Genomic DNA, 11,960 nt, shown 5'->3' on the forward strand with positions numbered 1-11,960 from the left:
CGTGTCTCCTCACCGGAAGCGGGTGGCGAGCTGCAATGACAGCTCAAGTGCGGGCTCCAGATCCCCCGGCCGGAGCGCACGCTCAGCCTGGACCTGGGCCTTGAAGGAATCCGCCAGCAACACGTTGAAGCCCCCCGTCAGCGCATGTCCGCGCGCCTGGATACCGCCCTGCAATTGCAAGGCCTCCGCCCCCACCATGGGCTGCACGGCCCAGCCGTCGTGCCCCACCGGCACCGTCCAGTACGCCAGCACCGACTGCGACATGAAGGGCCCCAGCGGCAACTGGCCGCGCGCCACCTCACCCGTCAATGACAGACCCCACAGCGTCACTTCCGCGTCCGCCGCCGTCGCGTACTGCTGCGTCCCGTCAATCACTTGCGTGAGGTACGTGCTCGCGCCCACGGTGAGGAACTTGAAGGGCCGCACGCTCAGGCGCGCCGCGCCGTCCTCGCTCAGCCGCTCCCCACCCGGGCCCTCGCCGCCCTCGAAGAGGCCCGCGGACAGCTTCAGGCCCCAGGCCTCCTTGAGCCGCACCTCGCCCATCAATCCCAGACGCCGGCCACCCAGTTGGTTGGTGTCCGTGAGGTAGTCCTCCACCAGGCCGCGCCCCTGCAGGGGCAGGCTCCACGCCGACTCCAGCGAGCGCTGGAGGAAGGGCGACTTGAAGCGGCCCGCGTACAGGCGCAGCTGCTTGGCGTCGTTCGCCAGCCGCACGAAGGCGTCCTTGAGGATGGTCTTGGAGGCGAGATCCGCGCTGACCTCCGCCTCCAGGTTGGACAGCGACGCGGCCACGCCCACGCGCGCCGACTCGATGCCCAGCTCCCGCTGGTACTTCGCGCGCTCGTCGGCGGTGCCCTGCGCGAACACGCGACCGAACACCCGGATGCGCTGCTGCGGCTTGCCCTTGTCGTCCGCCTTGTCCGCTTCGTCCGGCGCCTCGCCCAGCGTGTCCGCGCCCTTGTTCTTCTTCTTCGGGCCCGGCACCGCCGCGTCGGGCACCGGCGCGCTCGGATCATCCACCTGCTCCGGCGAACCCCTCACCGGCCCCTGTCCAGGGCCGGGCATCGCCTGCGCCACCGCGCCGTCCAGCGCGTCGTCCGACGGCGAAGCCGTGGAAGCCACCGCGCCGTCTTCCTGGTCGACCTCGAGCGGTTGCTCCGCTTCGTCCGTCGCCGCGTCCTCCACCGGTTCGGCTCCCGCCACCGCCGGGAGGCCCAGGAGGACCGCGACGAGCAAGCCCCGCCGCCACCCCTTCTCCTCCAACCCCCGCCCGCCCATGCCTGCTGCCTCCCCGCCCGGAAAACCCGACGCCGTACGTCCCTGCCTGCTCTCCCGTGCAACCCCGGTGCCCAGGGCAATGACGTGCACTGACGGACACTGGGAAGGGGCTGGCGGCCCGGATGCCATGTGACAGGGGCGTGACGAGACCCAGGATGGGAAGGATTTTTCCCTCTCCGGGTCGCACGGGCCCGTAACGCGGGGCTGTAAGAAGGGCGGTGTTACCGATCAGCGCGCTGATCCACCGGAGGGGTGGGAGGCGGCTCCACCTCCGGGACGGACGCAGGCGGCACGGTGGGGCCTTGTTCGGGCGCTTCGCCCGGGGACTCCGCGGGCACCTCGCGCTGCGTCAAGGCGCGCAACACGCCCACGAGCACCAGCATCCCGACGAGCCCCAGGAGGGTGCGCCACACGAGGAGCGGAACTCCAGGCTCGCTCACGGTGAACTTCGCGTGGAGCGCCTTGGGCCTGGACGTGAGGAAGCGGACGTCCAGGTCCCAGGCGCCGGGTTCCGGGGGAACGAACTCCGTGCTCCACCCCACCGCGTCCCGCTTCAGGGCGCGCGTCACCTGACCGGGCACGCCGTCCTGGGAGAACGCGACGGTGACGCCTCCCTCGAAGGGGGGACCCTGGATGTTGCCCACCGACAGCGTCAGGCGCAGGGGCTCGCCGGGGCGGGGTTCGGCGGGGGTGATGACGCCCTGGAGCGTGTCCTCGGCGTCCTGCCAGGACAGCGCGAGCACTTCGTTGCGGCGCTCGACCTTGATCTGATCCGCCGCGGGGGCCGCGACGGCATGCAGGGTCAGCAGGCAGGTCGCGACGACCCACCCCAGGAAGGTGGACCTGCGGCTTTGCCTCATTGGCCGCAGTCCCTTAAGATGCTCTGCCCTGTCACCTTCCACCAAGCCCGCTCCCCCCGGGGAGTCCCCGGGATGAACCCTCAAGCCTTCGGGAAATACCAGCTCCTCAAGAAGCTCGCTACGGGCGGCATGGCCGAGGTCTGGCTTGCGCGTCAGTCCGGAATCGAGGGCTTCCAGAAGGACGTTGTCGTCAAGCGCATCCTCCCGCACCTGGCGGAGGACCGCGAGTTCGTGGAGATGTTCCGGAATGAGGCGCTGATCGCGGCGCGCTTCAACCACCCGAACATCGCGCAGGTGTACGAGTTCGGCGAGGCCAACGGGACCTATTACATCGCCATGGAGTTCATCCACGGCGAGGACCTGGGCCGGGTCATGCGCAAGGCCAGCGGCATGAACCAGTGGATCGCCCGGCCGCTGGCGGTGCGCATCGTCGCCTCCGCGTGCGAAGGCCTCTACTACGCGCACACCCGCTCAGACGACCGGGGCCAGCCGCTCAACGTCGTGCACCGCGACATCTCTCCGCAAAACATCCTGATCAGCTTCGATGGTTCGGTGAAGCTGGTGGACTTCGGCATCGCGAAGGCCGCGGATCAGGCGTCGATGACGAAGTCCGGCGCCATCAAGGGCAAGTTCGCGTACATGGCGCCCGAGCAGGCCAGCGGCAAGCACCTGGACGCCCGCGCGGACATCTTCGCCATTGGCCTGGTGCTGTACGAGATGCTCACCGGGCACCGGCCGCTCAAGAAGGACTCGGAGCTGGCCACGCTGCAGGCGGCCATGGAGTGCGCCATCCCCGCCCCGTCCGAGGTGGCCGACGTGCCCCGGGACATGGACCACGTGGTGATGCGCGCCCTGGCGAAGAGCGCGGATGACCGCTACGACACCGCGCGCGAATTGCAGTCCGCCCTGGAGGAGCTGCTCGTCAATGAGCGCTGGGTGGTGGGCTCGGTGCAGATCTCCGAGCTGATGAAGACGCTCTTCTCGGACCGGCTGGCGGAGGAGCTGAAGCAGGGCCAGTTCGTGCCGGTGGGCGAGGACTCCAGCACGTCGCCGCCCCGGCCGCCCGCGGAGATGAGCTGGGAGGCCCCGCCGGGTGAGTCGTCCTCGCAGCGCGAGCGCGCGCGCGGCAACACCCGCGCCGGTCCCGCGCCCCGCCGCGCGACGGGCATGGCGCCCGCGGTGGTCCCGGAGGATCCGAACGAGTACGACGCGCCGTCGCTCACGGGCGTGGAGTCGCAGCCGCGCCGCCGCTCCAGCGTGTCGGAGCCGGCGGCCCGCCGCGGCAACACGTCCTCCAGCAACCCGGGCGTCACGCAGGTGGCGCGCACCAACTCGCGCTCGGACCTGAGAAGCCAGCCGATGGAGGACGTGCCTACGCCTCCGCCGCCCCGGCGCACGATGTCGCGCGTGGTGCCGGTGTCGGAGCCTCCTCCCTCGCGCTCGCGCTCCGGCGTACAGCAGCGCATGGACGTGGAGGAGGACGACGAGCGCACCCGCCTGCCTCCGCCGGAGGATGATCCGGACACGGTGCCGGCGCCCGTGGTGCGCCGTCGCACGAACACCAGCCAGCAGTCCGCCGTGGAGCCGCCGCGCCGCCGCACCTCCAGCCGGGTGGATGCCCCGCGCCAGCGCCCCGCTCCGGTGGACGACGAGGACCCCGCTCCGCGGCGTCCTTCCCGCAACAGCGCCCTCGCGGTGCGGGATGAGCGGGATGAGCGGGATGTGCCGGCGCGGCCCCGGGGCCAGGGCGTGCGCACGGTGGCCACGGTGGGCTTCATCGTGGGCCTGCTCGCGGTGCTGGTCCTCTTCCGGGAGCCCATCCTCGCGGCGGCGACCTCCAAGGCCGCGGACGCCCAGGGCGTGTGGCTCACGGTGAACACCAACCAGCCGGTGAAGGTGTCGGTGCGGCACACGGAGCGCTGTGGCAGCCAGGAGCCGGTGACGCTGCTGGGCACCGCGCCGCTCACGCGCGCGCAGGGCGCCCACCTGCAGGACACGCTCATCCTGGAGAACGAGGCCCAGGGCATCTTCCTGGAGGACTCGGAGGAGCTCGCGTTCGGTCAGCCCGGCGAGCTGAAGACCTTCGAGCGCACCTTCAAGGAAGGCACGCTGCGGCTAAAGATCACGCCCAAGTCGATGACCGGCCTGACCGTCTACCGGAACAACCAGTCGCTGGGCAGCGCCACCGCCACGCTGAAGCTGATGGAAGGCAAGCAGCGGCTGGAGCTGCGCGGCACCAAGCTGAAGGAGCCTGTCTCCTTCGAAGCCATCATCAAGCCCGGTGAGACGACGGACCAGGTGCTGGACCTGGACTCCGCGCTCTAGCCCCTCAGTAGCGGGGCAGGGACGGATCCACGGTGCGCGAGTACAGGTCGATGCCGCCGTGGAGCGACACAGCATCCAGCCCCAGGTCGCGCAGGTAGGCGGCGCCGTCCAGGCTGCGCACACCGTGGTGGCAGTAGACGACGACGGGGCGACCCCGGAGGGCCTCCAGGGCCTCGGTGTGCTCCTCCAGCTCCGGTAGGGGCATCAGCACCGAGTCCGGCAGGGCCACCCATTCGTGCTCGTGGACGAAGCGCACATCCACCAGGACGGGGCGGGATTCGGGGGGGCCGGCCAGGCGCCGGGCCAGCTCGGCCGGGGAGATTTCAGGGATGGGCATGGGGGTTATCTTGTGTTCTCACCGGAAGGGGCCCGTGGGGTCCCATGGCTTTTCAGGCGCCAGGGCGTTATGAGGCGCCGTTCACGAGGAGTTTAAGCACATGGACACTTCCACCGCCGTCGCCGGCTCCACGCCGGTCTCCCAGCCCGCCGCCAATGTGCCCGTCCAGTTGACGGCCGCCGCCCTCGCCCAGGTGAAGACGGTCATCCAGGCCCAGGGCTTCCAGGAATACTTCTTCTCCATCCGCGTGGTGCCGTCCGGCTGCAGCGGCCTGGGCTACGACCTGAACCTCGTGAAGGAGTCCAAGGCCGGCGACCAGATCTGGGAGCAGGACGGCGTGAAGATCGCCACCGACGCGCTGAGCGCCCAGTACCTGTCGGGCACGCACATCGACTACGTCACCAGCATCACCGGCGCGGGCTTCAAGTTCGAGAACCCGAACGCCAAGTCGTCCTGCGGCTGCGGCACGTCGTTCACGACCTGAGTCGCACTGACAGGTGAAGCAGGGCAGGGCCGGGTTGGGACGCCAGACAGGCGTGCCCCCGGCCCTTTGCTCGTCTTGGGAGCCCATGGAGCTTGTGGGGCTTGGACGCCCCGAGGCTCAGGCGCCGGCCACCGGCTTCATGACCTTCATCCAGGACTGCTCCTCCTTGCCACGGCCCCGGCGCTGGGCCCGGCGGGCCTCGGCTTCCGCGAAGGCGTCGCGCTCCGCGTCCGTCTCCAGGAGCAGCGGGGGCACCGGCACGCCCTTGCCGTCCTTGTCCTGGGTGACGAAGGTGAGCAGCGCGCTGGTGGTGAGGTGGCGCTCGCCCGTCAGCGGGTTCTCCGCGTGCACGGTGACGCCCACCTCCAGCGACGTGCGGAACGTGGCGAGCACGCGCGAGTGGAGCAGGGCAATCCAGCCCACGCGGATGGGGGCGTGGAAGTGCAGGTCGTCCATGGACGCCGTCACCACGACCTGACGGCAGTGGCGCTGGGCGGCCACGGCGCCGCAGATGTCGATCCACTGCATCACCTTCCCGCCGAACGCGGCGTTCAGGTTGTTGGCGTCCGGGGGGAGGATGAGCTGCGTCATCACCACTTCGGAGTCGCGCGGGCTCTTCGGGGTCAGGTCGTGCATGGCCCCGAAGCGTGTAACGGATGGCGCGGCGTCAGGCCAGGAATGCGGAGACGCGGTCGAGGAACTCCTCGCGGCCCGGGCCCCGGCGGATGTCCTGCTTGGACACGTCCACCACCAGGCAGTCCACGCCGTACTTCTCCTGGAGCACCTGCGGGAAGCCCGCGTAGTAGCCGTTGAGGCCCTTCAGGAACTGCTTGCCGATGCCCTTCTCCTCCGCCCGGCCGCGCGTGCGGATGCGCTGCAGGAGGATCTCTTCCGAGGGCACGTCGAAGCAGATGACCTTGTCGGGCCGGACGATGTGGCGCGACAGCCGCTGGAAGTACTCGTAGTACAGGTCCAGCTCCGCGTTCGTCATGTGCCCCAGGCCGTGCAGGTACTTGGCGAAGATTTCCGGGTCCTCGTACAGGGTGCGGTCCTGCACGCAGCTCTTCCTCACGGAGTGGATGAGCTCGTGGTGCTCCACGCGCCGGATGAGGAACTCCAGTTGCAGCGTGAACGACCACCGCGACATGTCGCCGTAGTAGTCGCGCAGGAAGCGGTTGTCGATGACGGGCTCGTCGAACAACTCGAAGCCGAAGCCCTGGCTGATCATCTTCGCGGCCGTCGTCTTGCCCGCGCCGATGTTGCCCGCGAGCGCCACGAAGCGCCGGGCGCGCGGCACCTTCAGCTTGAGTTTGTTGCGGCCAGCGGGCTTGGGCTCTGGCTCGGAGACGGCCGGGGGCGGCGCCTTGGGGGAGGGCGGCTCGGCGCGGGTCGCCGGACGCACGCGTGCGGTGGGGCGGGGCATGGAGCTAAGGGCTTAGCCCGGCTTTCCGGAGGCGTCCATTCGCTGGCGGAGCAGATCCGGCCGGTCCGTCATGATGCCGCCGATGCCCTCCTGGAGCAGCCGGTCCATCTCCGCCGGATCATCCACGGTCCACACGTTGATCCACTTGCCGCGCTCCGCCGCGGCCCTCAGCAGCGCGTCATCCACCAGCCGCACCTCACCGAAGTACAACGGCATGTCGAGCACCGAATAGCGCGCGTCCTCCGGCGGCGCCTCACCCGCCTTGAGCGTCAGGATGAACGCGGCCAGCGCATCACGCGGATAGAAGTGGCACGCGTCGGGCAGCACCCGCACCAGCCGCTCCGCGATGGCGTCCTGCTCGCTGCCCAGGCAGACGCGGCCCAGCGCCGCTTCCTCGGTCAGCAGGCGGGCGAGCACGTCCTCGGCGCCGGCCACGTCCGGCTTGAGCTCCACGTTGAGGCGCAATGCCGGGAACGCGCGCAGGACCTCGCGCAGCGTGGGCAGGCGCACGCCCCGGCCCCGGAAGGGGAAGGTGTGCCCGTTGTCCGGACTGAACCGGAACCCCGCGTCCAGCCGGCGCAGTTCCTCCAGGGTGCGCGCCGCGAGCGGGCCCTCCGCGTCGGTGCAGCGCTCCAGCGTGTCGTCGTGCGCCACGATGACTTCGCCGTCGCGCGTCAGGTGCACGTCGAGCTCCAGCATGTCGGTGCGGTGCTGCTCCACCGCGAGGCGGAAGGCCTCCAGGGTGTTCTCTGGCGCCACCAGCGCTCCGCCGCGGTGCGCGATGTGCAACGTGGGCTTCAGACCCTGCAAAAACGTGTCACGCGGCAGCATTGCTCCACCTATTCCTGAATTCACAACGATGTCACGGGCAGGGTGCCGGTCCGTTCCTTGCCGGCCCTGGTGAGCGGCCGGTATAAGGACCTGAATCCTCAGCCCGACAGGCGTCGGACTTCAAGAAGCGCGGCGCCCTCACCCCCCCGGAGAGATACGAATGGAACTGCGCAAGAAACTGGGCGCCGCGGCGCTCCTGGCTGCGACTGCGATGGCCACGGCGGCCGGCTGTGGTGGCCGCGACAACGATCCCGATCCCGTTCCCGACGCTGGCTGTACGGGTGTCTGCAGCACGGACGCTGGAACGACGGATGCTGGACCGACGGACGCGGGCACGACGGACGCGGGCACGGCGGGGCAGATCGCCGCGGCGCGCAAGCTGCCGTTCAGCACCAAGGTGACGCTGCGCAACGTGGTCGTCACGGATGTGCACTACGAGAAGCTGAGCGAGCTGGGCAACAACTCCTGGCGTTCGTACTTCTGGGTGACGGACCCGGCCGCGCCGTCGCAGGGCATCTTCATCCACAAGTTCTACACCGACACGCCGGACACGTACCGGCCCCAGCCGGGTGACACCCTGGACGTCGAGGGGTACTTCGGGACGGAGCCCAACTACGAGCCGTTCTCCGGTCGCCGTCACCACCTGGCCAACCAGCGCACGCCCGCCGTGGCGCTCGCCCTGACGGTCAAGACGACCGACGCCGGCGTGGGCGCGCGGCCCCCGGCCAACGAGGTGACGGCCGAGCAGCTCGAGGCGTCGCTCGGTGCGGCCCAGTCCACCGCGGCCTTCCTGGGCACGCGCGTGCACCTGGCCGGACCGCTGACGCTCACCAACCCCAAGCCGGAGGCCCTCAAGCGTCTGGACAGCTCCGGCGCGGAGCCCCTCTATTACGGCTTCGAGGTCGGCAACGGCATCCTCGTCTACCAGGACAAGACCCGTGACCGGAACCTGAGCGACGGTGGCGTGGAAGTGCGCTGCGACTTCCAGAAGGCGGCCCTGGATGGCGGGGCGGTGACGTTCCCCAACGGCATCAGCGGCGTCTGGGACACCTACACCTTCGCGCCCTGCAAGGACGGTGGCACGGACATCACCGGCTGCGGCGACAACACCCCCGACAGCGGCGTGCCGGGCTCGACGAAGCCCTACACGTACACGATCATCCCGCAGGACTGCGCGGACCTGCCGGGCGAAGTGGCCCCGGCGGCCCCGTAGTCTTCCCTCGGGACGCTGTCGCCGGTCCGCCGGCACCTCTTCCGCCTCCCTCGGCTCCTGGCCGTGGGGGGCGGTCGTGTTTCAAGGGGGGCGGGCAGGGAGGGCCTGAAAGTTCGCGTGGGGACGCGGGGTTGCCTAGAGTCGGACCCCGGGCGGGTCGGCCGGCTCCCCCCGGGCCTGGAATGCAGGTAGGCTCCGGTAGCAGTTCTTGGTCCCACCCGCAGACGCACACCCTCCACGTCCTTGAGCTCGCCCCAGACGGCCACCCCGTTCGGAAAGTACCTGCTCATCAAGCGCCTCGCGCTGGGCGGGATGGCGGAGCTGTTCCTCGCGCACAAGCCTCCGTCGCAGGAGCTGGTGGTCATCAAGCGGATCCTCCCGTACCTGTCGGAGGAGCCGGAGTTCGTCCAGATGTTCCTGGACGAGGCGCGCATCGCCGCCCAGCTGCACCACCCCAACGTCGTGCAGGTGCACGAGCTGGGGAAGGAGGGCGACAACATCTTCATCTGCATGGAGTACGTGGAGGGCGTCGACCTGCGCCGCGTGCTCGTGGAGGAGGCCAAGTTCGGCTCCTGCCTGCCCTACGGGGTCGCGGCGAGGATCTGCGCGTACATCGCGTCGGGCCTGGATCATGCGCACTTCAGCCGGGGCGTGGATGGCCGGCCGCTGGAGCTGATCCACCGGGACGTCAGTCCCCAGAACGTGATGATCAGCTACGACGGGCGCGTGAAGCTCGTCGACTTTGGCATCGCCAAGGCCGGCGCGTTCATGGAGCGCAGCAAGCCGGGCGTCATCAAGGGGAAGTTCCTCTACCTGTCGCCCGAGCAGATCATGCAGGAGCGGCTGGATCACCGGGCGGACATCTACGCGCTCGGGGTGATGCTGTACGAAATCACCACCGGCAAGCAGCCCTTCTCCCGGCAGACCACGGAGGGCATCCTCTACGCCATCCGCCACGAGGAGGCGACGCCGCCGCACCTGGTGCGCCCGGACTATCCGGAGGAGCTGTCGCGCATCGTGATGCGGTGCCTGGTGAAGGACCGCACCCAGCGCTACCAGCGGGCCTCGGCGGTGAGGGCGGACCTGGACGCGTTCCTCGCCTCCGGCGTGCTCAAGCAGAGCCTGGACATCCCGCACTACATCGCGCGCCTGCTCGGGGAAGCCGACGAGCGCACCGTGCTGCACATTCCGCCGGCGAAGCGCGCGGGCCGGCACGAGGCCACCGTTCCGCTGCCGTCCCTGCGGCAGCCTCCGCCCCCGCCGGTTCCGGATCTGCCGGAGGACACGTCGGCCCGGACGCTCCCGCTGGCGTCGGAGGTGGAGGACACCGCCGCGCGCACGCTGCCGTTGCCGTCCGAGGTGGAGGACACCGCCGCGCGCACGCTGCCCCTGCCGCCCGAGGTGGAGGACACCGCCGCGCGCACGCTGCCCCTGGGGGGCTCGGCATCGGGGATGGGCCGGGCGCCGCCCCGGACGGGCCCTGGCGCGGTGACGCCCGCGGGGCTCGTGGCACGGCCGCCCGCGCGGAGGCCCACGCGGGAAGGCGCGGTGCTGCGCGCCTACGATGAGAAGGACGGCGAGCCCGAGACGCAGATGGCGCGGCCTCGTGAGCTTCCCACTCGCGACTACGACGACGAGGAGGACGAGGACTTCGACGAGTCCACCGCCGTCGGGACGATGCCCGGTGCGTACCCGCCCCGCCGGCACCTGGAGCCGGTGCTGGAGCCGGAGACGCTGCAGGACGAGGAGGACGAAGACGCGGACTCCACCGTGCCGCTGCGCGCGCGCCGCCCCCGGGGCGTCGTGCCCGCGCCGGTGCGCAGGGGTGGGGCCGCCGCGGAACCGCCGCCGCGTTCATCGCCTCCGGTGGAGCGTGGGGAGGCTGATCGCGCTCGCCGGATGTCCTCGCCGGGCGTGGCCATGCCGCGCGGTCCGGTGGATGGCGACCCGTTCTCTCCCACTCCGCGTCGGACGCCTCCGCACGCTTCGGACGAGCGCGCGTCACCGCCTCCGCCTCTGGGCTCGCGCCGGCCGGGCGGTGGTCCTGGCGATGACGGTCGCTCCGAACCGCTGGCTTCGGGCCCCCGACGCATGGGCGTTCCCGCAGGGGACGATGGTCGCTCCGAACCGCTGGCCTCGGGACCTCGGCGCATGGGCGTTCCTGGTGGGGATGACGGGCGCGCGGATTCCTCCCGCCGGCCGTCGGTCGAGGAGGGACGCGGGGGCCCGGGGGCCCGACGTCCGGGGACGCTGTCCAGCGACGCGAACCGCTCCGCCCCGCCCGTGAATCCGGGGGCGCGCAACGTCCGCGCTCCGCCGCGTCCGTCCCCGCAGGACGACGAGCGCTTCAGCACCGACCCGGGCATGTCCGGAGCAAGCAAGACGGATCCAACGCCGGGCCGGTCGTCGGATCCGGATGACGACGAATCCACCATGGGCTTCCAGTCGCAGCGCCGGCCGTCCCGGAAGGGCTTCCGTGCCGCTGCCGTCGAGGCCGAGGACGAAGACGACGCGCGGGAGTTCGACGAGGACGACGGGCCGGACACCTTCGATGCGTCCGAGTCCCCCCGCGGCTCGCGCACCCCCGTGATGCTGGCGGTGGCCGCGGTGCTGGTCGCGCTGCTGGGCCTGGGCGTCGCCTGGATGATGGGCGCCTTCGAGCCGGAGCTTCCGCCCCGAGCCACGCCGATGCAGGCGCCCGCCACGGGGGCGCCGTCGCGTCCCGGGCCCACTGGCACGGCCCCCGTGATGCCCCCCGAGGGTGTTCCCGACACGCCGGTGCCGAAGCCCTCCGAACCCGTCGTCGCGGACTCCACCGCGACGCCGGATGAGGAGCCCTCGAACGCGCTCGCCGTGGCGGCCCCTCCGGACACCGGGACGGAAGCAAAACCCCCGGCCCCCGTCCCACCGCCTCCGGCCCCCGCGACGGTGCAGGTCCGGTTCGATGCGCCCGCCCGCACCGTGCTTGGCCGGCCGGGGGGCGACAAGCTGCCCATCAACCAGGTGCTCGCCGTGGTCCCCGGCCCCCTTCGCGTTCAGTACACGTGTCCGGGAAAACGGATACTTCCACGCATCGAGACCTACAACATCCGACCCGGAACCGTGGAACTCCAGACGCTGCGGGTCCCATGCCGGAGGCGACGCTAATCGGGACGGCCACTTGCCCGTATGCGGCATGCGCACCCTGCGGCGGACACGTAGGACCGGGT

10 protein-coding genes are annotated in these 11,960 nt (G+C 70.7%); 4 read left to right on the forward strand and 6 right to left on the reverse strand.

Going from position 1 to position 11,960, the window contains the following annotated elements; translation table 11 throughout:
• Window positions 1-9: 9 nt before the first annotated feature.
• Both OV208_RS28765 and OV208_RS28770 read right to left on the reverse strand, forming a co-directional pair.
• Window positions 10-1,236, reverse strand: coding sequence for a hypothetical protein (locus OV208_RS28765; RefSeq protein ID WP_324291422.1), 1,227 nt, complete (start codon window positions 1,234-1,236; stop codon window positions 10-12).
• A gap of 263 nt (window positions 1,237-1,499) precedes the next feature.
• Window positions 1,500-2,138, reverse strand: a complete 639-nt coding sequence (locus OV208_RS28770; protein WP_267577121.1) for a hypothetical protein — start codon at window positions 2,136-2,138, stop codon at window positions 1,500-1,502.
• Between the two features lie 72 nt (window positions 2,139-2,210).
• Between OV208_RS28770 and OV208_RS28775 the strand changes: the two genes are divergently transcribed.
• Complete coding sequence (locus OV208_RS28775; protein WP_267577123.1) at window positions 2,211-4,463, forward strand: serine/threonine protein kinase; 2,253 nt, start codon at window positions 2,211-2,213, stop codon at window positions 4,461-4,463.
• A gap of 4 nt (window positions 4,464-4,467) precedes the next feature.
• Here OV208_RS28775 and OV208_RS28780 read toward each other — a convergent pair whose 3' ends face one another.
• Window positions 4,468-4,800, reverse strand: coding sequence for a rhodanese-like domain-containing protein (locus OV208_RS28780; protein ID WP_267577125.1), 333 nt, complete (start codon window positions 4,798-4,800; stop codon window positions 4,468-4,470).
• 100 nt (window positions 4,801-4,900) lie between these two features.
• Between OV208_RS28780 and OV208_RS28785 the strand changes: the two genes are divergently transcribed.
• Window positions 4,901-5,284: a HesB/IscA family protein gene (locus OV208_RS28785; RefSeq protein ID WP_267577126.1), complete on the forward strand. Its 384-nt coding sequence runs from the start codon at window positions 4,901-4,903 to the stop codon at window positions 5,282-5,284.
• A gap of 117 nt (window positions 5,285-5,401) precedes the next feature.
• Here the strand turns inward: OV208_RS28785 and OV208_RS28790 are convergent, their stop codons facing one another.
• The 3 genes from OV208_RS28790 to OV208_RS28800 are packed head-to-tail and all read right to left on the reverse strand — an operon-like array spanning window position 5,402 to window position 7,538.
• Complete coding sequence (locus OV208_RS28790) at window positions 5,402-5,920, reverse strand: acyl-CoA thioesterase (RefSeq protein ID WP_120545723.1); 519 nt, start codon at window positions 5,918-5,920, stop codon at window positions 5,402-5,404.
• A gap of 31 nt (window positions 5,921-5,951) precedes the next feature.
• A complete protein-coding gene (locus OV208_RS28795; RefSeq protein WP_267577127.1) occupies window positions 5,952-6,707 on the reverse strand; it encodes a deoxynucleoside kinase in 756 nt (251 codons plus the stop codon).
• 12 nt (window positions 6,708-6,719) lie between these two features.
• On the reverse strand, window positions 6,720-7,538 hold the full coding sequence (locus OV208_RS28800; protein WP_267577128.1) for a glycerophosphodiester phosphodiesterase: 819 nt from the start codon (window positions 7,536-7,538) through the stop codon (window positions 6,720-6,722).
• Between the two features lie 160 nt (window positions 7,539-7,698).
• Here OV208_RS28800 and OV208_RS28805 point away from each other — a divergent pair, with 160 nt between their 5' ends.
• On the forward strand, window positions 7,699-8,751 hold the full coding sequence (locus OV208_RS28805) for a hypothetical protein (RefSeq protein WP_267577129.1): 1,053 nt from the start codon (window positions 7,699-7,701) through the stop codon (window positions 8,749-8,751).
• A gap of 243 nt (window positions 8,752-8,994) precedes the next feature.
• Window positions 8,995-11,898, forward strand: a complete 2,904-nt coding sequence (locus OV208_RS28810; protein WP_267577130.1) for a serine/threonine-protein kinase — start codon at window positions 8,995-8,997, stop codon at window positions 11,896-11,898.
• Window positions 11,899-11,960: the final 62 nt, after the last annotated feature.

The sequence above is a fragment of the Corallococcus sp. bb12-1 genome, assembly GCF_026626765.1.
GTDB classification, from domain to species: domain Bacteria; phylum Myxococcota; class Myxococcia; order Myxococcales; family Myxococcaceae; genus Corallococcus; species Corallococcus terminator.